This is a genomic window from Ehrlichia muris subsp. eauclairensis (genome assembly GCF_051097115.1).
GTDB classification, from domain to species: Bacteria; Pseudomonadota; Alphaproteobacteria; order Rickettsiales; family Anaplasmataceae; genus Ehrlichia; species Ehrlichia muris.
The window spans coordinates 456,045-479,547 of record NZ_CP118226.1; the positions used below are offsets into that span (position 1 = coordinate 456,045).

The following is a 23,503-nucleotide window of genomic DNA, read 5'->3' on the forward strand; positions in this document are numbered from 1 at the left end:
AGAATATAGTTGCTTTACATTGAAGACTCATAAGCTCCAGTTTTAATATTTTACTGACATTATATGAATTGGTGTTGATAACTAGAAATATACTGTGGCTGTAAAAACATGTTTAATGTATTATTTATTAAATTCTAGTATAACTTCGTCTTTTAGCATATCTTCATAAGTTTGACGGTTGCGTATAACGTCATAGCTACTATTGTTAACCATTACTTCAGGTACTAGTAATCTAGAATTATAGTTGCTTGACATTGAGGACCCATAAGCTCCGGCTGTGCATATTACCACTATTTCTCCCTTTTGTAAGTTATTTATGTGGTAATTATATGCAAAAGTATCATCAGATTCACATATAGGACCTACTATGTCGTATGATTGCAATTGTGTTGATGTTGAAGAAGAAACTGCTGGTATTATTGTGTGCTCAGCATCGTATAGTGCTGGACGCATTAGATCGTTCATTCCTGCATCTAGTATAATGTGATTTTTTTCCTGATTATTTTTACGGTATAGTACTTTGGTTAGTAGTACACCAGTATTTCCTACTAGTGCTCTGCCAGGCTCACATATGATTTGGTAATTTTCATTTTCAAAATTCTGTGTTAGTAAGTTTCCATATTCTTGAATTGTCGGAAAAACATCAGAACTTTTGTATGGTATTCCAAGTCCACCACCAAGGTCAACCCTTATTATTTGAATATTACGTTGCTTGAATATTTTTATGATTTTTTTGATTTTATCAATTGTATTTTGGAATATATGTAGATTGGAAATTTGTGAACCTATGTGTACAGATATTCCTATAATTCTGATACCAATAAGGTCTTTGTTTAGGATTTGATCAATTAGTTCTTCTGGTATCCCAAATTTATTAACTTTTAATCCTGTAGTAATTTTATTGTGTGTATCTGCACTAATATTTGGATTAATTCTGATAGATACCGGTGCAATTATATTTTTCTGACATGCAATTGTATTAATAAGAGATAGTTCTTCAATAGATTCTATATTAAATTGTAATATTCTGTTATCTAGTGCGAAATTTATTTCTTGCTCAGTTTTTCCTACGCCAGAAAATACTATTTTATTTGGTGAAATTCCAGCTGCAATAGCACGACGTATTTCTCCCTCAGAAACTACATCTGCTCCTGCTCCAAGTGAGCCCAATAAACTTAAAATAGATAAGTTAGAGTTCGACTTAACTGCATAGCATATTATAGAATTGTTAGGTAGATTTTTTTGAAATTGTTTATAGTTGTTTTTTATTGCGTTTAGAGAATAGCAATAAACGGGAGTTCCAATGTTTGTTGCAATATCTAACACGTTGACATTTTCTATGTTAAATACGTTGTTTTTATAATGGAAGAATGGATGTGCAAGAAAGATCATGGGATACTCCAAATTTTTACTATTAAATTTATATAATATTGATAGGTATCTATAACATAAACTTATAATAACTCTATTGAAAATTAAAAAGTTGTTGCTTGTAAGAAATAGTACTACGAGATAATACAATAATAATATAGTAAGTCTTATGTAGTATATAAGATACATATATTATTTAGTATGACTTGTTAATATAGTGCGTAAGTAGGACAACTATGGCATTGAAATGCGTTAAATTAGTGTTTATAAAAGACATTTTTTGTACTGACATGAGAAAAATTGAGATGCTTAAACGATTTACCTGAATAATATTACAAATTAATCTAAATTTATCAAATATCTCCTAACTAGTACTAACTAAATAAGGGTATTCTAAAATTCAGATAGTATATATGTCTTTGTTGAGTGAAAATCTGGTTTTTTTGAGTATTGTTACTATAAAGTTGATACCTATAATACGTGTAAATTTGTGAACTATATGTAATACGTATAAAAAATACCTGTAGTTTTGAACTAAATTATAAATATTTGATCAAACATATTTTTTTATATTCTTAGTTGATTAACTTATACTCCTATTGCAATTTAATTATTATGTAGCTACTGAAGTGAAATATAAGAATTTTTATGCTTGATACTTATAGTGGTATGAATATCTATAAAAATATGTAAAAATTTATAGGTTGTTTTACTACGTATTATATAACTATAAAATGATTATCGATTAACTCAATTGTTCCAATTCGTTGATTAGTGTTTGTATGTCATTGGGAATATCAGAATGAAATTCTATATATGTATTTTTTGTGGGATGGATAAACCCTAATTTATATGCGTGAAGGGCTTGTCGTTTTAATGTGTTAATAATAGTACTTTGTTTGGCATGTTTTATACTTTTACTATTGTTTTTGCCATATTTTTGATCACCTATTATAGAGTTTCCTATATGGCTCATATGTACACGTATTTGATGTGTTCTTCCTGTATATATTCTACATTTTATTAAACTTGCTATATTACTAAAGCTTTTTTGAGTTTGATATTCAGTTATGGCTAATTTCCCTTTATGTGGTAGATCTGTAACAGACATCATTTGTCTGTTATTAGGTTTCATACGGATATAGTTTTTGATGGTGTTATTCTGAGGATTAGGTGATCCCCATACTACTGCTAAATATTCTTTTTTGATTTGTTGTTTAAGTAGTAGATCAGATAAAAAATAGTATGATTTTTCGTTTTTTGCAATGACCATTAGTCCGCTAGTGTCCTTATCTAATCTATGAATTATTCCTGGTCTTGTTGCTTTTCCTACATGGCTTAAACTGTTGCCATAATGTGCAACTAGTGCGTTGACTAATGTGTTATTGTTTGTTCCTGCTCCTGGATGTACAATCATTCCAGGGGTTTTGTTTATTATTATTATGTCATGGTCTTCATATAATACTGAAATTGGTATTGAATGGTTGGGAATGATTGTATTGCTGACTTCTTTTATAGGTATATTTATACTATAAATGTCATTTACTTTTGTTATATGGTTATTATCTTTTACTATGCTGTCAAACAGAAAGATTCTATTATCTTTTATTAGTTGTTGTACTTGATTACGAGATATATGTAATTTACTTGCTATGAATTTATCTAATCTGTTATTTTCATCTCCGCTTTTAATAAAAATTTTTTTTTCTGGCATGTTTATACTTTATAATTTTGCCTAAGTAATATACTGTAATCACTAATTATAGTCAAAACAGTGAAAAATTGCTTGTAGTATAGTTGTATATAAGTAGAATTTTAAACTATCTTTATATATAAGGGATTGCCTTTTAACTAAGAGTATTTAAGATAATGATAAAAAAAATATTAATAGCAAACAGAGGTGAAATTGCATGTAGGGTTATGAGGACCGCTCGTAAAATGGGAATATCTTGTGTTGCTGTGTATTCAGATGCAGATATATATTCCTTACATGTTTTATCCGCTGAAGAAGCAATAAATATTGGTCCTGCTCCAGTGAATCAGAGTTATTTAAATATGGAAAAAATTTGTGAAGTAGCGCATAATGCAGGTGTAGATGCTGTGCATCCTGGATATGGATTTTTATCTGAGAATGCTGATTTTCCTGAAAAGTTAAAGCAGTACAATATTGCATTCATTGGGCCAAGTGCTGCTTCGATAAGAATGATGGCTGATAAAATTACTTCTAAAAAAATAGCTGAATCTGCAAAAGTTAATATCATTCCTGGATATATGGGAATAGTTGACTCTGTTGATGAAGCAAGAAAAATAGCTGAATCTATAGGGTTCCCAGTAATGATAAAAGCTACTGCTGGGGGTGGTGGTAAAGGTATGAGAATTGTGAAATCAAGTGAGGAAATAGAACAGGCTTTTAATTCTGCAACAAATGAGGCAGCAAAAAATTTTAGGGATGGTAGAATTTTTATAGAAAAGTATATTGAGTTGCCAAGGCATATTGAAATACAAATTATAGCTGATAAGCATGGGAATATTGTTTGTTTAGGTGAAAGGGAGTGTTCTATACAACGACATAACCAAAAAGTGATTGAGGAGACACCTAGTCCATTCCTTGATGAAAAAACAAGGAAAAAGATGTATCAGCAATGTGTCAATCTAGCAAGAAAAGTTGAGTATTATTCTGCTGGTACTATTGAATTTATAGTTGATCAAAATAAGCAATTTTATTTTTTAGAAATGAATACTAGGTTACAGGTTGAACATCCTGTTACAGAGCTTGTTACTGGTATTGATATTGTAGAAGAAATGATTCGAATTGCTAGTGGTAAAAAATTAAGATTTACTCAACGAGATGTGAAATTTACTGGGTCAGCAATAGAAGCTAGAGTTTATGCGGAAGATCCTACAAAGAATTTTTTACCTTCTAGTGGGAGAGTTGTTTATTATTCTGCTCCTGTACCTAATGATAATTTACGTATTGATAGTGGGGTGTTTGAAGGGGCAGAAGTTAGTATGTTTTATGACCCTATGATTGCTAAAGTTTGTACTTATGGCAAAAATAGGGATGAGGCAGTGAGTTTTATGCAACGATATTTAAATGAATTCTATATCAGTGGTATTGCTAATAATATAGATTTTTTATTGTCTGTATTTCATCATCCTACGTTTATATCTGGAAATATTAATACAAAATTTATTGAGCAATTTTATTTTGATGGGTTTCAAGGAGATTCTTTAACGGGGGCTTGCATTAAGCTTTTTATTTTAACTTCATTATGTATATTTTTTCAAGATGAATATGGTAACTACGGAGCTGAATTACATGAAAGTAAAGAGTTGATTGTTTGTATTGACAGTCAAACATATTCAATTAATGCTAAGTATGAAAGTGGTAAAATTTTAGTAATTTATGATCAGTGTGAATATTTAATTTCAGCTACATGGAATGTAAATTTTAAAATATTACAGGTGCAAATTAATAATGGAGAAGTATTTCATGTAAGAGTTGATAGTAGATTTAATAAGTATAAGCTTAGATATTCTGCTATGAGTGCTTTATGTGCAGTATATAGACCTTGTGTATCTAATCTACTCCCTATAATGCCTCAAATTAGTGCAGAAGAGTTATATTGTAATAATGTGTGTTCTCCTATTTCTGGTATGATTATTAAAATTTATGTTAAACAAGGAGAAGAAGTTCAACCAGGGCAACCTTTGTTAGTTATTGAAGCTATGAAAATGGAGAATGTGATATACTCAGATGTAAAATCAGTTGTTAAATCTGTATTATTCTCAGAAGGAAGCAGCATAGCTGCTGGTGATGTTATTATAGAGTTTGAGTAATTTTAATAAGATCTATTCTGTTATGTAGAGTATTATTACATCTTAAATTGATCTAAATTTTAATAAACTTGTATGTATAAATTATTATTATGCATAAAATATGACTATGCATTTCTTTCAAAGAATAGATTGTTATATCTTATAAAAGTTTAAATGAAAGACTTGAATATGTTGCAAGATAACATCCTGCATTATCCTGTGGTTATATCTAATGCGTTTTAGGTAATATATGTTATTAAATGATACATATAAAGGTCAATCATTAACTGAGTTTCTTAGCTCTCTGATTCAAGAAGATAACATAAGGATGGAAGATCACTTTTTATGTATTTATGTAATGTATAAAAATGATAGTCAAAAGGAGAAAATTTTAAAATTTTTACCTCATGATATTATAGAGGAAGATCTAGTAAATTGTAAATTTACAATAAGAAAATCAGATTTGATTTCTTTAAAGGCAAAATTTCGTAATCCATTTCGTTCAGCAGTTGATGGTAATGAATATAACGTTAGATTGATGATGTACTTAGTATTTGAAGTAACGGATCTTTGGGAAACACACTGTTGTGATATTTATAATACTATAAAAAGTCCTTATCAACATGATCAGCGTAGAAAAGGTGATTTTTTTCTACAATTAGTAGATTGTGTATTTAAAAGTGAAGGATGTTCTGGAAGAATGAATGAAGATTGTATAATAGATCTAATGCCTTTATGTTTTCCAAATCCGGAATTATTAAAAGATAAATTATGTATATATTATCATGGTAACTATGGTATTGTTTTGTCTAATACAAAAGATTATAGAGATAGCATTTTATTTAAAGTAGTTAATAAAAAATTGCAAATGCTGGAATTAAAAAGCGCTAAGCTATCTGATGATAGTGTGCTGTTAAAAATATTAGATCAGAAAAAGTGCTTAGAAAATTTTATTGATTGTCTATCACAGCTAAAGCTTGGAAATCTCTTAATCATACCATTCTATGTATTTCAAGGTATGTTAAATGTTGTAGCAAGTGATCAGGTAATAATCAAAGAAATTGAAAGTTTATTAAGCGAGCGTCAGCTATATCATATGGCTAGCTATATTGCTTATAAGTTTTTTCAAGACAAGAAACTATCTTGTATTAATTTGTCTAAAGAAGGGTTAGGGGAAGCACATAATGCATATTGTGAATTATATGGAAATAATTTACCAGCAGATAATTTAGCAATAGAAGATGCTATATATAGTTTACAAAATGTGAAATTGAATATTACAGCAAATCTTGATTTTTTTATTAAGATGAATGGTAATAAGGGAATTTTACGTGCTCAACAGTATTTCAGGGGGTTAACTGCACTTATAGAATCAGAAGTTAATTTTTTGGAGAAATTCAAAGATGTTTTAATGCTAGAAGATTTAGAATTTTTTTTTAAAGTTACTTGTAAAGATACACATGATGATATTAATCGATTGCTTGCTGTTTATGATTTTTTCATACAAAAGAAAATTGTTAACAGAAATGCAATATTGAAATTCACAAAAAAAGAACTCTTAGAGTTAGCAGAATATGCAAACAGCAGGGTACTTTTATTGAAAGAAATTGTAAGATATATGAACCATAACGTAAAAATAGGGAGTGTAAACAAAAGCTTCCTTACTCAAAGAGTAATTAGTTTTATAATAAGTAATCACCCAATATTAAGTGCGCAATTACTAAAGAATGGGCAACTAATGTCATCTATAGATTTTTCTAGGTTACTTAATTCAATAGAATGTGTTAATGGGAAGTGGATAATAAAAGAAGGAGAAAATAATAAATGGTTTTTACAGCAGTTAAAATTACATCCTTTAATGGATTATTTAGACATAGACATAAATTATTTAAATATTCCTAATGAATTGTGGGATAAGGAGCTAAATTATAATAGATTCATCAGTATTTTACAGTGTATTGTGAGAAGTAATTATACAGATGAAAAATTTATTTGTGATATTAAAGTTAGTAAATTTTTAAGAGTGTTACAAATTTTATATAAGGCATCACATTTTATACCATTTTCTTCTTTATGGCGTTATTATGTTAATCCTAGCCGTTATCGTACTACACCAGGTTATATAGGGGATAATGTTAAGGAAAAATTGTATACACGGAATAAGAGAATTCCTATTACGTCATTTTCAAGTAAAATTATAAAAGATCTCAAATTATGTAATTCTAAAGAAAGATTTATTCAGAGTTATTATGAAGCTAAATTTTTAAAGAAAAAAATCCGTAAAGACAATAATATAGCAGGTACTTTTGAGAAATTGAAAATAACATTACTATCTAATAAATTTATAGCTTATGTACTTTTTGGTATTATTTTCATTATTATGCTGGTAAGTGCAATTGTTGGTAGGATACTGACGCATTTTAATATTCTGCCTGGTATTGTTATTAGTAAACTTATTGATGGAATGCAGGGAATATTTGATACATTGTTTGTAGTAGCAGGATTAGATACTGTGGTAGATAAGGCGTTAATTTTAATTTTAGATATTGCGGGTATTGTTGTTAGAGTACTTGATTTTATTCTTTTATGTGGTTTGTTCTCAGAATGTGTAAGACTTATTATGAAATTAATGTATTTAGTAGGTGAGTATGTTTATAAAATATGTAGCAATATTTATCAATCATTGAAAGTTTATGGATTTAAAGATTCATGTGTTATTTTATTAAGCAAGATTTGGTTTTTTGAACAAAGAGAGTCTGAAGCTTATCAGCAACAAAAAGAATTTTATGAACAGAAATTTGATATTAATAGTGATCTGATTGAAGCATTAGATCAGATATATGGCAGAGCTAAGGTCAGTGATGGTCTATTATTACGTATTAGTAGTATGACACAGGAATTGTCGTCATACATTGATCAAATTTTATGTAATGGAAAGCCAAAACCTGAGTTTTTATTAAAAGAGTTTGAATGTCATACCTCTCAGTTGCCTCAAGATATGGTAAATAATGTCAATTATATCAAGTTAAAATATGAATTTTCGTATTTGTTGAATAATTATACAGAAAAAATCAGCTACTTTAATAGTACAGCTAGATTAAGTATTTTAAATGATTTTCAAAAAAGAACACAACTTCATGACAAGATTACTGCTGTTAATTTACAGACTAGATATTTCCAGAAAGATTCATGTATTAAGATATATAATGGAAAAGATATAAAGTATATATTTGCTAAAGTAAATACCATGGGTAATCCTATAAAAGTGGGATTGCTGGATGCAAAAATTGCATCGTTGAAATGGGCAATACATATGTTGGACGTTCATGATGTTTATAACATCAAAGATAAATCAGAATTGGTATTTTTAAATACTAGAATAGAGCATAGTATTACGGTAATGCTTTATGATTGTGTATTAAGGTTAGAAAATTATAGAAAACAGCTGCAATTTGGTAAATTAATTTCTAAGGAGTTTATAGATACTGATATTGATAGTAACTTCTCTCCATATATAAGAGATGTATGTTATATTTTACAATCATTAGATGATAATAAAGTGCTTCATGGTCAGACGACAAGCATGAAAATATTTTTTGATAACTTTTTCAGTTTTAATAGTTTGTTGTTGAAAAAACCTTCAGATCAGGCTAAAGATTTAGCTGATTATATTAAGATTGATAAAGGAATAATATCTTGTATTTCTCGTGTTAAAAAGTCCATTTGTGACTTTATTGAATATTTTCAAGATCCAAAGGGTATTGCTATATCTTTTATATTATATTATTTACTTCGTTTCACAAATTCAATCACTCTGCTCAGTGTTGCTGATTATGTTGCACAGATAACAGATCATGCACTAGATATGGTAATGTTAGAGGGATTATATGAGTATTTTACTTGCACTGACTTTGGAAGGTTGTTGTTAGTTGAGTTTTATCACAGGGATATTTTATTTAAAGATATAATGTTTATGTGTTCTGAATTTGAGATAGGACTATTATGTAATAATGTGCAAGCAGTTCAAGGTAGTTTGCACTGTCAAGATATTAATTATTCTATATATTCATCTTCTTTTCATAGAGTAAATCGTGCTCAGAAAAGGGTATCACAACTGATCAATGGATTTGTAGAAATTTTGTATGAAGGGTTATTTATAAAGGGAATACAGAAAGTTATCAACTGTTCCAAAAAGAAAGTGATATACAATATTCAGTATTTTATATTACGTGAGAATATGGTATCGAATTCAATGTTATTTAATGTAAAGTGTATATCTGACAATTGTTGTTTTACTAATATGGAAGAGTTGAATTTGGTACAAAAAATGAATTGTAGTGATCAAAAAAGGGAGTTATTTCTTGGTAAGGTAGACCATATGTTAAAACTAAATATTGATCGTTGATTTATATTTCAGTAGTCCATTAGTCTGTTTTCTTGAGATATGAATGGTATGTTTTTATGATGAATGATGAGAATTGTGATGCAAAATCAAATAATTTAAATGGATGCAATAAAGAAAATGAAGATCATAATAATGTAGTCAGTAGCATTCTTTATAATGTGGAGGCATTGACATTTAATATTGGTGAAGAAGATGATTTTAAGGCTCTTGGGAGAATTAAGTTAGAAGATTTGGAAATTCAGGAATCTGTTTTAGAGCTTGAAGGAGAGTTTCATAAATTTATTGTAGAACAAACTGGAGGATATAGTGAAGTTGTACAAGTTCATGAATATGATCATGATATACCTACAAGTAAAATTGAGAATTTTGAGATAGAAGAATCTTTATTACAAAAAATATTAGATTTCTTTAGTAAGTTATATCAGGAAAGTGAGGACTGTGTAGATATTAATTATGAACTTGATCCTTTGATACGTAAAAAGAAAAAGAAAAGGTTCATATTAGAATCCATTATAGAGTTCTTAAAAAAGTTTTTACGTAATGGCCGATCTCTTGATCTTAAAGAATTATTAGATGCGCAGATTTTAGAATTACAAGAGGATTTAATAAATGAGTTGGATCCTAAGCTAAGAGAATTATTACAACAAAGGTTAATGCTTCTTACAGAACTAAGAGCTCAAATGATGCAATTTGGTATTGGTTCTAATCTACTTTTTCGCTTTTTTTTAATTGTGAGTTTTATAAGCTCTTTTATTGGGTTGCAACAAGATATTTTTACTGCTCAGCAAAACGTTAGGTCATTAAAAGTAGAGGGATTATTTGTAGAAAAGAAAGATGAGAAAGCTTTTTATGATGGGGCTATTAATTCTCAAATGCTTGTTATAGCTGATCCTACAGGTGTCTTTGTACGTAGTTATATACCAGGTGTTTTTTATGGCAAGATAAATGAGATATCTTATAAGTTTCATGATCAGTATCTTTTTATCAGAGATATATCATCTCAGCTAGGGTACAGGTACCAAGACGGAGGTTTTTTTGCTGTAGCTGCCATAATACATACAATAGATATAGTTTTGCAGAAGGTAGTAAATCTTGTTAAACAAGCTGTTAATAAATTGAATGTTTTTGAGCGCTCCAGAGAACCATTTGATGTTTCTAATTGTATTAAACAATCTGTGAATGTTGTAACTCATGTTCATACAAGACATATGAATTTTACTCAGGATGTTGTTATTAATTCTCAACACATTACTGGTCGTTTATCATCCATGAATTATCATCATGACTTCAAATTTGCATGTTCTGAGATTCAGAGTAATAGCTATCTAAACGATATAAATGTGAAGCAATGTAGTGTTCAGAATACTGTAATGTCTCGCAATTGTTAATTACATTTATTATCATGTTACAAGATATTTATTGATAGTGACTTATGTTTTAGTTGTTGATGTTTTAATTATGGTGATTAGTAATATTTTTATAATTTAAAGTTTGTAATAGTGGTGATCTAAAAATACGAATATCATAATGGTTACAGTGGATAATATTTCTACTGATTAGGTATATTTGCAATCGTATTACAAAGTAGTTATTTGGTATGAAAGGATAAAGATTCTTACTTTTTTTGAATCTGAAATTTTGAGCAACTTACTTATGATGTGATAATTTTATGATTAATAATAGTACTTGATAAACTATAGATATTACACTTTCTTGACATAGGTATTGCTGTTAGTTATACTGAAGAGCAGGAATTTCTGAATTTTATTGTATGAGAAGTAAACCTGATTGGTTAAAAGTTAAGATGCCTACAGGGGATGCTTTTTATCAGATGCGTAATTTGATGAAGTTACGTAAATTAAACACTGTATGTGAAGAAGCAGCTTGTCCTAATATTGGTGAGTGTTGGAATAAGAAACATGCAACAGTAATGATTTTGGGTTCTACGTGTACTAGAGCATGTGCGTTTTGTAATGTTGCATCTGGAATTCCAGATAAGTTAGATCCTCATGAACCTCAAAATTTGGCTATGGCTATCAGTTCGCTTAAACTTCAGCATGTTGTTATTACATCTGTAGATAGAGATGATTTGGTGGATGGTGGAGCTGGACATTTTGTAGAGTGTATAGAAGAAATACGAAAGAAAGATCAGAATGTTACTATTGAAATATTAACTCCAGATTTTTTGAATAAACATGGTGCAATTGATAAAATTGCTGAAGCAGCTCCTGATGTATACAATCATAATATAGAAACTGTGCCAAGATTGTATGCAAGGATTAGGCCAAGAGCACGTTATTTTCATTCTCTTTACTTGCTTAAAACAGTTAAATATAAAAACCCTAAAATATTCACTAAATCTGGAATAATGGTAGGTTTGGGTGAAACAAAAGAAGAAATATACCAAGTGATGAATGATTTAAGATCAGCAGATGTTGATTTTATAACAATTGGTCAATATTTACAACCTACTCCTAAACATGCCGCAATTGATAGGTATGTAACGCCTGAAGAGTTTGATCATTATAAGTATGTTGCGTACTCTAAGGGGTTTTTAATGGTTGCTTCAGGGCCTTTAGTTAGGTCTTCATATCATGCTGAAGAGGATTTTCAAAAATTAAAAGAGAATCGTGCTGCTGTATTAATTAATTCTGAAAGCAAGTCAAATTAGGTATATATAATAAATTTTATATTTTTTTATTAATTCTGTTATAAGGATAGTGTGAATCTTAGTATGATTATAGGTTTTGAGTTAAATTAATATTGGTAGGTGCAGCTTGTATAGTAGATTATTTCATGAAGTTTATATAATTAAGGAAAAATAGTAGTATATATTAGGAATAAATTACTTTTTTTTTTTTTTTTTATTAAATTAAGAGTATGAAATATTATGCTGATTGAAATAGATTTTTATTATATCACTAGAAAGTAAGAAGGGTAGGTTAATAGAATCGTGGTATAAATCTTATTATATTTTTAATTATAGGATTTAGGTGAGATATTATTAATATTTTTACAGAATTGAGCCGTTTTTACAATTGCATACGTTTAGTATGTTGTTTTATATAAACTCTTGTGAGATTTTTTGATATATCTTATAAGTTGTTTCAGTGTTGCACTTATAGCTCAGTGGATAGAGCGTTACCCTCCGGAGGTAAAGGTCGCAGGTTCAAATCCTGCTGAGTGCACTTATTTTTTTACGTTCTTATTAGATATTAGTATGAGAGTGTGTGATATTATATTTTGATATAAAGTACTAATAATACTTTTGTTAAGGCTAGCCTATTTGCTAGTTTAAAAAATGAAATGATCGAATTTTTTCCTTATAAAAGTTACCATAAGATTTAAAATTAATAATATTAATAGTAAGGCTACTATGGCAATAGCAGCTAATTGAATAAATTCAATATGTGGGTTGCTTGCCCACATGTATATTTGTACAGGTAATACAGTTGTTGGATCAAGGAAATCTTTTGGTATATCAGCTATGAATGCGACCATCCCAATCATTATTAATGGAGAAGATTCACCTAAAATTCTTGCTATACTTAGAATAACACCTTGCATGATACCAGGTAATGCTATTGGAAATGAGTGATGTAAGATTACCTGCATATTTGATGATCCTAATGAGAAAGCTGCATCCTTCACAGATGATGGTACTGCTGTAAATGCTTGTTTTGTGGCTATTACCAGATTTGGTAGCATCATCAAAGATAGAGTCATTCCACCTATAAGTGCTGATGAACGTGGTATGTTAAAGATATTAATATATATTGCCAATCCTAAGATGCCAAATATGATTGACGGTACGGATGCAAGATTTGTTATACTGACCTCAATGATAGAAGATATTTTATTTTTTGGTATGAGCTCACTTAAACATATACCTGATGTAATACCTATGGGTAATGCAAATGTTAAACATATAATTATTGTAAACATGGATCCTATTAATGATCCAATGATACCAGTATTTTCAGGAGATCTAGAGTTATACTTTGTAAATAATGCATCATTAAAAGATACTTTTATTCTATTATTATCCTGTAATTTTGTAATAATTTTTTTATATACTGGATGACTTATATTTTTACTTTTGATAATTTTATTGAATGTAGTAGAAGATTTAAACCACAGATTAAATTTGGTGACTTTTGGGTTTTTGTATATAAAATCTGCTAAATTGTAATGTGCAGTATCATTTATTATACTATAAATAATTTTTTTATTTTCAAGATTTGAAAGATCTATAACATCTGAAAATGATTCTTCTAAAGATTGATGGATAAAATCTATCAAATTACTTCTGAGTGTTAATTTGTCTTGTTGCTCTATAGCATCATTAGTGATTTTTATTGGTAACAAAATTTTCGTTTTTGTTAATGCGTTATATCCATTGTTGATGATGCTTCCTAAAATTATAAAAAGTACACCTAAAGAAGTAGCCAGTGCAGTCATTGATAGGATTGATAAAATACGGTCTTTCCTATTTTTTAAGGATATACGGGAAGCAATATGACGATACTTTAGTAGTTTGCCTAATCTTTTTCGTATGTTCATGTTATTATAAATGTTAAACTTTACTATTATATATAGTTTTTAATTCTATCTATGATTTTTTCTTATTAAAAGTTTTTTTATGTAAAATGGAAATATATTAATTTGGTATAGAATTGAATTTTAGTGTACTCAAATAAATATAGTGTAATATATATCATTATATACATTTTAACTTTGCATAGATTTTATGTAAGGTTAATATTCTTTTTATTTGTATTTATTTTAAATAGAGGACATATGTTTACTTTACCAGAGCTTCCATATCAACAAAGTGATTTGATGCCATATTTGAGTATTGAAATATTAGACTATCACTATAACAAACATCATCAGGGTTATGTTAATACTCTAAATACTCTTGTTGCAGGTACAGATTTTAGCAAGTGTACTAATGAAGATTTACCTAAAATCATTGAAGTTACATCTGGGGATTTAGGGTCTAAATCTATATTTAATAATGCTGGTCAAGTATGGAATCATAATTTTTATTGGGAATCTATGAAGAAAAATGGTGGAGGACTTCCTACAGGAAAATTATTAGATAAAATAAATGAAGACTTTGGCAGTATGGATGATTTTAATAATGCTTTTATTAATGCTGGAAAAAGTCATTTTGGTAGTGGATGGGTATGGTTAGTTTTTGATATGAATGAGCAAAAACTTAAGATTCTATGTACTAGCAATGGGGATACCCCTATTACACAGTATCCTGGAACACATCCTTTATTAGCTATGGATGTATGGGAACATGCTTATTATTTAGATTACTTTAATGTGCGTCAGAATTACATAGAAATTTTCTTACAGCATTTGGTTAATTGGGATTTTGCAGCTCAGAAATTTTTAGAAATTTAGTTTATTTCTTAGTGATGAATAATAAATTTGAATTACGTTTAAGATTTTAATGTAGTTTATTGTTTTATAAAATTTAAGATATTTAGTATTATTTTATTGATTATTTAAATTATAGATATTACTTTGTTTTATATTAATTAATGATACCTTTTAATTTTAAATTAAAAGGTATCATTCTTAAATTTATATAATGAGGTAATTCTGCTACACTTTTATCTCATCTAAAATAAATGTTAAGGATTAATGGTTTGTTAAATTGTTGTTGCTACTTTTAACAATTAATGTGTGTTCTCTTTATAAAGGAAGTTTAATTAATAAAATTAGACACTACATTATATGAAACTGCAGTCAGTGTTTAGGATATATTTGGGTGGTGTTTTATTATGACAGGTACTGTTAAAGCGGATCAATTATTTAAAGGATTAACTAGGCCTACTATGCTTTTTGGTGTTAGTTATATCTTTGCAATGTTAAATTTTATGATTTGTATCATGATATTTATGTATACTAATGATTTCAGAGCATTATTTATTTTAGGTCCAGGAATACATGGAATAGGTTTTTTAGCTTCGTCGAAAGAGCCGTTATTTTTGGAGTTATTTATGCTTAAGATGAAGAAGTGTAGTAAATGTTTAAATAGGTTTTATCATAATGCTAATTCTTATGATGTAATGTGATGTTAAAGTTTCAAAAATTGCAAACAAAAAAAAGAAAAATAATCAAAAGGGAATATCATGAGTCTAACTTTATTCCCTATAGTGAACATTGGAATTCTTCTACCTTAATGACAAAAGATGGGTCGATGCTTAAGGTTATTAAGTTGTCTGGCTATGCTTTTGAGACTGCAGATGATGAAGATTTATCTATACAGAATTCCATACGTAATCAAATGTTGAGAAGCATATCTTCTGCATCTTTTGTTTTATATTTTCATGTAATTAGGCGTAGAAGAAATGCTTTTTCAGAAGGATTTGCTAGTGATAAGGTATATAGTTCATTTGCAAATTATGTGAATGTGAAATGGAGAGAAAAGCATGCAACAAAACAATCTTTTACTAATGATTTATATATTACAATAGTCAGAGAAAATGGGAAGAAAGGAATAGAATTTTTATCTGGTATTTTTGGTAAATTTGGAAAAGTTGCATCACAAGAATCATGGATGAAAGATTTACAAGCTGTCTCTGAAGATTTGGATGAGGTAACTAATCGTGTTTTGACAAGTTTGCGTAATTATATGCCTAGAATTTTGAGTGTTAAAGAAACACCAACAGGGGTATTTTCTGAAATTCTGGAATTTTTGTTACAGATAGTAAATTGTGGATCTTTCCAGCGTGTGTTATTTCATGCAGGGGATATATCGAAATATCTACCTATGCATAGGTTGTATTTTGGAAATAAAACAATACAAATAGTTACACATAATGGATCTAAGTATGCAGGATTAATTAGTTTAAAAGAGTATGGGCAGACAACATCTGCTGGTATGTTAGATGCATTTCTACAATTGCCTTATGAATTTATTATTACACAATCTTTTAAATTTACTAATAGACAAAGTGCTATTACTAAGATGCAGATTCAACAGAATCGTATGATACAATCTGCAGATAAAGCAGTATCTCAGGTAGTAGAAATCACTCAAGCTTTGGATGACGCAATGAGTGGTAAAATTGCTTTTGGACAACATCATCTTACTATTTTATGTACAGAAAGAAGTATAAAAACTCTTGATAATGCATTGTCTTTAATAGAATCTGAGTTGTCCAATTGTGGTGTATATCCGGTTAGAGAGAGAGTTAATCTAGAACCAGCATTTTGGGCTCAATTGCCAGGTAATTTCGAATATACAGTTCGTAAAGCTATAATAAGTACGTTAAATATGGCTGCTTTTGCATCTCAGCATAATTATCCTATTGGGAAGAAATTTAATAATCATTGGGGTGAGGCAGTAACAGTATTTGATACTACTTCTGGAACTCCCTTCTTTTTTAATTTTCATATTCGTGATGTTGGTCATACTGCGATTATAGGACCTACTGGTGGTGGTAAAACAGTATTAATGAATTTTTTATGTGCTCAGGCTATGAAGTTTTCACCAAGAATTTTCTTTTTTGATAAAGATTATGGTGCTGAAATTTTCATTAGGGCGCTAAGTGGGGTTTATATGGTTATAGAACCAAGAAATCCTACGGGTTTTAATCCTTTACATCTTGATGATACTCCAGATAATCGGACATTTTTAATGGAATGGATAAAATCTTTAATATCAGTATTTAATAATAAGTTGACTTCTGAAGATATAACTCGTATTAATGATGCTATAGAAGGTAATTTTAAATTAAGAAAAGAACATAGAGTATTGTCGAATTTAGTGCCATTTTTAGGATTAGATGGTCCTAATACTTTAGCAGGGGCTATATCTATGTGGCATGGTAAAGGATCTCATGCAGCAATATTTGACAATACAGAAGATTTATTAGATTTTAATAAGTCAAGAGTTTTTGGGTTTGAAATGGGTCATTTGTTGAAAGATCCAGTATCTCTTGCTCCTGTATTGTTGTATTTATTTCATAGGATTAGTATTTCTTTGGATGGTACTCCATCTATTATTGTGTTAGATGAAGCATGGGCATTGATAGATAATCCAGTGTTTGCTCCAAAGATAAAAGATTGGTTAAAAGTTTTAAGAAAATTAAACACATTTGTGATTTTTGCTACTCAAAGTGTCGAAGATGCTAGTAAAAGTGCAATTAGTGATACTTTAGTACAACAAACTGCTACTCAAATATTTTTGCCTAATTTAAAAGCTACTAGTGCCTATAGGAATGTATTTATGTTAACTGAAAGAGAATATACTTTAATAAAACATACAGATCCTAGTACGAGGTTTTTTCTAGTAAAACAAGGGGTAGGTGCAGTAGTTGCGAGGATTAATTTAAGTGGACTTGAAGATATAGTAAGTATTTTGTCTGGCAGAGCAGATACAGTATTAATGTTACATGATTTAATAAAAGAAGTGGGAGATAACCCAAATGTTTGGTTACCTATATTTTATGAAAGAGTAAAGCATGTGTAACATTTAATAATTAATTGTTCTTTATAAAAGAGTTGATTATGCTGAAAGTTAGTAAGGGTGTAATATATATATTAATGTTATTTTTGATTAACGTTAATTTTATATATGCTAAATCTATATTAGCAGCAGAAGTTGAAAGTGAGAAGACAGCTATATATAGAACTACACTAGCCAGTAATCCTTTGTGTTCTAGAATTAATGAGCATATGAAGTATATAGGACTTGCTGGATTTACTGCTGGATTTGCTCTGGTTATTGGTAGTATATTTTTTATTAATCCAGTAACTTGGTTTGTGGCATTAGGAATGTTTCTTGCAGGGATGGCGCTGATTGCTGTGGCGGCTGCTAAAGGAGCTGCATTTTTTGCTTGTAATTGGTCTTTTGTACGTCATCCAGTTATGCGTTTTGATAGTAGTGATGCAAAGCAAGGTAGTGATCCTGAAGGTACTTATAAAGAATGTCAAGAGCCTACTGCAAATTATCAAAGTTGTGCAAATGGTGATTTTTCTTCAGAAGTAGAATATTTTACATGTCTTGTAACTGGTAATAAAGATAGTAAAAATACTGTTGATTTAGCGCGGGCAAAACAAAATGAACCTGTATGTGCGTCTCAGAAATTTGTAAAAGCGGAGAAGTATTATTGGCCTAAAAATAGAATATCTAGTTCTAATTATATAGAAGTTTGTTATCGTAATCCAATAGGTGGTATTAATCCTATTAGTATGATTAAAAGAGCAGCAGATGCTGCATCAGGGAGTGTTACTGACTTATTAAAAGCAGGAGATTATCCAAGAGAGGGTGATTATGCTACTGAAGAAATAAAAATCGCTAAGTATGCTATGCAGGGAAAAGTAGAGTGTGCGGTCTTACAAGCTGGTCAAGAAAAAGTAATACATACAATTACTTTTCAAGCTGTAGAAAAAGCAGATAAAATCTGTGTTTATGCTACTAAAGCTATAGGTGCTCCTTTATGGCCTCAAGTTGAGGTTGGTTGTCATATGCGTCCTAGTGGGCCACCAGTTGCAATGTGTGAAAAGTCTGTACCAGTTATGTCAGATGATAATAAGAGGATTATAAGTTATGATAATTCTAAATGTTATAGTTGTTATATAGATCCTGCATGTAGAGGTGAAGTTGGTCCTTATGTAAAATCTACCTTTCCAATGACTTCAATAATAGTCTCTTGTATCAAAGGATCCCTGAACAATATATTAACTGGTAGGTGTGGTGGAAATGATAGCCAAAAAGCTGGTTTTTTAAAAGTTGCTCAGGATAAGTTGAAAAAGGCAGTAATGGCAGTTTTGGTATTAGCTTTAATATTATTTGCAATTAAAGCGGTATTAGGTGGAATACAAAGTCCAGCTGAATTATACATGCTCATAATTAAGTTTGCATTAGTGGTATATTTCACTCAAGGATCTGCTATGTCACATTATTATGATCAAATAGTAAAGCTCTCTATAGGATTATCAGATATAGTATTACAAGCAGGTGGAGAACAAACTATATGTAATTATACTGGTCAGGATTATGATGCTCAATATCAGTATATAGCTCCATGGGATAGGTTAGATTGTAAATTATTGTTTTATTTAGGGCAGCAATTAAATGGGGGATCTGCAACAATTGTTCTAGGGTTATTCTTAACTGCAGGACTTTTTTTTGCTAGTATGCTGTTTAATATGAAATTGATGTTATGTCTGATTGCAATTTTTGCAGTAATAATGCTTATATTTATTGTAATATGGTTAGTTTATATATTTTTGTTGTCACTGATTGCACTTACTATTTTAATCTTAATTTCTCCATTAATGATTCCTATGGTATTATTTCAAGCTACAAAGGGATTTTTTGATGGATGGGTAAGGCAATTAATTGTTTATACATTGTATCCTGTAATACTTTTTGCTTTTCTAGCGTTGTTGTTTACTGTCTTTGATAATTTGTATTTTGAAGATCTTAAGTTTGAGAGGCAAGAAGTTCAGGTTTTGGGCCATAAGAGAATTACTTTTAAGTTGCATGATCCAAAACAATGTGATGATTCAAAATATGATTATAATTTAGCATGTATGTTTGGAAATGTGCAATTTTTAACAAAACCTTCATTTTTTGGATTTAATGCTTATGCTCCTGATTTTAAACATGAAGCTGAAATGTTATGGATGAAGTTACTGATGATGGTATTAATAGGCTTTTTGTTTTATCATTTTTTATCATCTATTACTTATATAGCAGCTGAGCTTGCAGGTGATCCAAGAGCTGGTCATGTTGGTTCATCATTTAGTCCAAAATCAATGATGAATTCTGCTATGAATTTTGCATCTAAAGCTCAAGGTAGTATGGGACAAAAAGCTAAGAGTGCTATATCTGATAGATTGGCTAATCGTCAAAAATCTGGTTCTGATGGAGGTAAAGATGAAGTTTCTGGAGGCAGTTCTAAAGGAGGAAAATGAAATTTTTGTACTACTCTGTAAGAGTTAATGAGGAAATACTTCTCTTGATAAAAATAATTTAGTGTTGCTTTTTGGTGTTCATTAATTATGCAGTGAAGGAATTAAGTAAATATTTTTATTAAGAATGAATTTGAATTGTTCATGGAAATTTTATCAAGATATTTTATGTTGTTTTTTAGGTGGAAGAGCTGATTTTATGTTTCAAAGAGTTTTAATAATCAGTATTTTTCTTCTTTCAAGTTGTGGCTATCATGGTTGTATTAGGCCTCAAAGTGTACTATTTGATGAATATTCGAGTGTTGTGGAAGCTGGGTTAGAAAATAGAAAAAAAGAACATGTTACTTGGGTTAAGTCAGATTTAATATTAGCAGGGAGAAAATCTCTTACTATAAAAGTTGATACAGTTAATGTTGATTTTTGTAATAATACAAAAGACATTCTGGACGTCTATAATATTAGCAATATACCCTTCAAGAAGGATAATCCTATATTTCCTATTAGAATGCCTAATATAATGGTAGGGGAAAAATTGCAGTTTAGTTTATTACCAGCGTTTAAATTTACTGTAGATGAGGATATATGTAAAAATAAAAATCCCAAAGTTTATGTGCAAAATACTGACCAATGTATGAAAGATTATTTAGGTGCAGAGTATCGTATTTCTATTGATAATTACGGTTTGCAACAGATGAGTAATCTTATGTATTTAAAAAATCCTAATTTGGAAGGAAAAGAAAAAATCTGGATTGATTTTCCACTTAGAATCTTATATCATCTAGATAAATCAGAATATAGAGATTTAAGGCGCAGGATAAATCCTAAGAACTCAGAGCGTAGCACAAGTCCTGCTAGTCAAAATGGCAATGATTATTTCAATCTTTGTTTTACACCTGATGAGTTGGATGTACATCTGAATAAAATTATTGATACAGCACAACTTAAATATAAGATTCAATATAGTGATGATGATAAGAATCAACTAATATTGAAGGAAAAAGAATTTTTTGTAGGACGTCAGAAAATAATAAGAGAAAAATATCAAAAAATATATGATGCATATACTGTCAATATGATATGCGGAAATATATGCGGTGTTCCTGATTACAAAAACGACATAGTCACTGAAAACTGTTTTGTTGTAGAGAAGAATACTATGTTAAATGAATGCTCTATTACAGGGGATAGCATATCATGTGATTTAAACAAAGCGGGGCAATATAGTACTGTTTTGCCTTTTGTATATTTAAAACATAAGTCAGGTATAACAAATTTTATTACTGTTGATGATACAATTAAAAAGTGGCAAGCAGATAACAACTCTTCTGATGTTGGTCTTTTAACTAATTATTGGTATTCTTTTAATAAAGATTCATCTGAAGGCCTTTATTTAGAATTGCGTGTAGATCCTAATTTAGAATTGATAGGTAAGTATAAAATTGAAGTAACTAAGGATTGTAGTAATCACGTTAAAGATAGTTTGTATTATGTTATATCTAAAGTTCCACCTAAAGTAAAACCAGGAGACGGAGGTACAAAAAAGATCAATTTTATAAACAATGAAAGCACGACAGTTCAATTGACAGATGATGATGCAGCTGGTGAGTTATATTTTGGTGTAAAAGATAACGGGGATGGATATGATAATAATACAGGATATTTTAATATTACAGTAACTGCAAAAAAGAAAATACCTAATGTGATTTCATATATAGTAGAGAAGTTAAAAGATTCATTGGAACGTGGATTATATGGGACATCATCTACTAATTCTGGAGGTGTTAATATAATCTATAATACTGTTATAGAAAATACACATTTTATTCAAATAGTAAATTCATTATTGGTATTATACATCTTAATAAATGCATTATTTTATTTTGTTGGATTTTCTAAAGCTTCTATTTTTGAGTTGTTAGCTATAACACTAAAAATTAGTATAGTAATTTATGTGATTGGCCCTAATAGTTGGGAGTTTTTTAATGATCATTTGTTTAAATTATTCACTGAAGCGCCAATACAATTGATTGCCATAATGACAGGTCAAGATTCTGTTAATAGTACTAGTTTTGAATTTTTAGATTTAATGTTATATAGATTTTCTTTGTCTGAAACTTGGTTACAGATTTTAGCATTATTATTTACTGGTCCAGTAGGATGGGTAAGCGTAGCTCTAATTTTCTGGGGATTAATAGTTTTATTTTTAACTATAGCAACTGCAGTTGTTACTTATCTAATATCTATTATTCTTATAGGATTACTACTCAGCATTGCACCTTTTTTTATAATTTGTATTTTATTTAAACGTACTAAAGCAATTTTTGATGCATGGATTAAATCTTTAGTACAGACAGCTATGCAACCAGTAATAATATTTGCTTCTTTTGCTCTTTTGACTGAAGTTATAGATAGTATAATATATGCTATGTTTAATTTTGAATTATGTGATGTATGTGTACTTCGACCTGAGATTGACATAGGAATCACGAAAATAAGTTTTTGTCTGCTTGAATTTTTACTTCCTTTAGGATTTTCTCCTGTATCAGCCTTTAATGATAATCTAAGAGATTCAGTAAATAGTGATACACTAATATTTATAGGATTACCAATGCCTATTGTTAATATATTAATATTTGTAATAATGGTGAATGCAACAAAGCATTTTGTTAGCTCTTCTGGAGAGATGTGTACATCAATTTTTGGTTCATTTGCTAATTTGTCAATGGTGGCTGAGAATGCTAAGGAGAGTGCTTTGGGAATTATTGGTATGGATCAAAATAGTCGTATGCAGAGGGCAAGATATGCACAAATGAATAATATGAATAATCGGGATAATGATGGTGAACGTCGACGTGATTCTCTTGGATTGCAGTCGCCTTTGAATGATGACTCTACTAGCAGGCCATCACGTGGTGGTGTTTCAATCCCGGAAAATCCTCCATCTAGTTTTGGTGGGTAGAA

12 protein-coding genes and 1 tRNA gene are annotated in these 23,503 nt (G+C 29.5%); 10 read left to right on the plus strand and 3 right to left on the minus strand.

Translation table 11 applies throughout. From position 1 onward, the window contains the following. Positions 1-120 precede the first annotated feature (120 nt). Complete coding sequence (gene lysA, locus PVA18_RS01940; protein WP_045804717.1) at positions 121-1,392, minus strand: diaminopimelate decarboxylase; 1,272 nt, start codon at positions 1,390-1,392, stop codon at positions 121-123. Between the two features lie 724 nt (positions 1,393-2,116). Next, entirely contained in the window at positions 2,117-3,085 is a 969-nt protein-coding gene (locus PVA18_RS01945) for an RluA family pseudouridine synthase (RefSeq protein ID WP_045804716.1), read from the minus strand. A 155-nt stretch (positions 3,086-3,240) separates the two neighbouring features. Between PVA18_RS01945 and PVA18_RS01950 the strand changes: the two genes are divergently transcribed. The 5 genes from PVA18_RS01950 to PVA18_RS01970 all read left to right on the plus strand — a co-directional run bounded on the left by PVA18_RS01950 (position 3,241) and on the right by PVA18_RS01970 (position 12,783). Beyond that, on the plus strand, positions 3,241-5,211 hold the full coding sequence (locus PVA18_RS01950) for an acetyl-CoA carboxylase biotin carboxylase subunit (RefSeq protein ID WP_045804715.1): 1,971 nt from the start codon (positions 3,241-3,243) through the stop codon (positions 5,209-5,211). 229 nt (positions 5,212-5,440) lie between these two features. Beyond that, the gene (locus tag PVA18_RS01955; RefSeq protein WP_045804714.1) at positions 5,441-9,595 is read left to right on the plus strand and encodes a hypothetical protein; all 4,155 of its coding nucleotides are present in this window, start codon (positions 5,441-5,443) and stop codon (positions 9,593-9,595) included. A 56-nt stretch (positions 9,596-9,651) separates the two neighbouring features. Continuing rightward, positions 9,652-10,983 (plus strand): hypothetical protein, encoded by a 1,332-nt coding sequence (locus tag PVA18_RS01960; RefSeq protein WP_045804713.1) that lies wholly within the window; start codon positions 9,652-9,654, stop codon positions 10,981-10,983. A 383-nt stretch (positions 10,984-11,366) separates the two neighbouring features. Further along, entirely contained in the window at positions 11,367-12,266 is a 900-nt protein-coding gene (gene lipA / locus PVA18_RS01965) for a lipoyl synthase (protein ID WP_045804712.1), read from the plus strand. 444 nt (positions 12,267-12,710) lie between these two features. Next, a tRNA-Arg gene (locus tag PVA18_RS01970) sits at positions 12,711-12,783 on the plus strand. A gap of 106 nt (positions 12,784-12,889) precedes the next feature. On the opposite strand, the gene PVA18_RS01975 is transcribed toward PVA18_RS01970, so the two are convergent. Continuing rightward, on the minus strand, positions 12,890-14,158 hold the full coding sequence (locus PVA18_RS01975; RefSeq protein WP_045804711.1) for a PstA family ABC transporter permease: 1,269 nt from the start codon (positions 14,156-14,158) through the stop codon (positions 12,890-12,892). A gap of 237 nt (positions 14,159-14,395) precedes the next feature. Here PVA18_RS01975 and PVA18_RS01980 point away from each other — a divergent pair, with 237 nt between their 5' ends. The 5 genes from PVA18_RS01980 to PVA18_RS02000 all read left to right on the plus strand — a co-directional run bounded on the left by PVA18_RS01980 (position 14,396) and on the right by PVA18_RS02000 (position 23,501). Beyond that, positions 14,396-15,013: a superoxide dismutase gene (locus tag PVA18_RS01980; RefSeq protein WP_045805014.1), complete on the plus strand. Its 618-nt coding sequence runs from the start codon at positions 14,396-14,398 to the stop codon at positions 15,011-15,013. Between the two features lie 383 nt (positions 15,014-15,396). After that, positions 15,397-15,690 carry a type IV secretion system protein VirB3 gene (locus PVA18_RS01985; protein WP_024072156.1) on the plus strand — a complete coding sequence of 98 codons (294 nt, stop codon included), beginning with the start codon at positions 15,397-15,399 and terminating at the stop codon, positions 15,688-15,690. After that, complete coding sequence (locus tag PVA18_RS01990) at positions 15,690-18,092, plus strand: VirB4 family type IV secretion/conjugal transfer ATPase (RefSeq protein ID WP_045804710.1); 2,403 nt, start codon at positions 15,690-15,692, stop codon at positions 18,090-18,092. The genes PVA18_RS01985 and PVA18_RS01990 overlap by 1 nt, the downstream gene beginning before the upstream one ends. Positions 18,093-18,130: 38 nt before the next feature. Continuing rightward, positions 18,131-20,545: a type IV secretion system protein gene (locus PVA18_RS01995; RefSeq protein WP_045804709.1), complete on the plus strand. Its 2,415-nt coding sequence runs from the start codon at positions 18,131-18,133 to the stop codon at positions 20,543-20,545. Positions 20,546-20,669: 124 nt separating this feature from the next. Beyond that, positions 20,670-23,501: a type IV secretion system protein gene (locus tag PVA18_RS02000; RefSeq protein WP_231568496.1), complete on the plus strand. Its 2,832-nt coding sequence runs from the start codon at positions 20,670-20,672 to the stop codon at positions 23,499-23,501. The last annotated feature ends 2 nt before the right edge of the window (positions 23,502-23,503 follow it).

Coding starts and splice junctions, on each gene's coding strand:
- PVA18_RS01985 (WP_024072156.1), top strand. CDS start 15,397: ATGACAGGTACTGTTAAAGCGGATCAATTATTTAAAGGATTAACTAGG.
- PVA18_RS02000 (WP_231568496.1), top strand. CDS start 20,670: ATGAATTTGAATTGTTCATGGAAATTTTATCAAGATATTTTATGTTGT.
- lipA (WP_045804712.1), top strand. CDS start 11,367: ATGAGAAGTAAACCTGATTGGTTAAAAGTTAAGATGCCTACAGGGGAT.
- PVA18_RS01990 (WP_045804710.1), top strand. CDS start 15,690: ATGTTAAAGTTTCAAAAATTGCAAACAAAAAAAAGAAAAATAATCAAA.
- PVA18_RS01955 (WP_045804714.1), top strand. CDS start 5,441: ATGTTATTAAATGATACATATAAAGGTCAATCATTAACTGAGTTTCTT.
- PVA18_RS01950 (WP_045804715.1), top strand. CDS start 3,241: ATGATAAAAAAAATATTAATAGCAAACAGAGGTGAAATTGCATGTAGG.
- PVA18_RS01945 (WP_045804716.1), bottom strand. CDS start 3,085: ATGCCAGAAAAAAAAATTTTTATTAAAAGCGGAGATGAAAATAACAGA.
- PVA18_RS01960 (WP_045804713.1), top strand. CDS start 9,652: ATGATGAATGATGAGAATTGTGATGCAAAATCAAATAATTTAAATGGA.
- lysA (WP_045804717.1), bottom strand. CDS start 1,392: ATGATCTTTCTTGCACATCCATTCTTCCATTATAAAAACAACGTATTT.
- PVA18_RS01975 (WP_045804711.1), bottom strand. CDS start 14,158: ATGAACATACGAAAAAGATTAGGCAAACTACTAAAGTATCGTCATATT.
- PVA18_RS01980 (WP_045805014.1), top strand. CDS start 14,396: ATGTTTACTTTACCAGAGCTTCCATATCAACAAAGTGATTTGATGCCA.
- PVA18_RS01995 (WP_045804709.1), top strand. CDS start 18,131: ATGCTGAAAGTTAGTAAGGGTGTAATATATATATTAATGTTATTTTTG.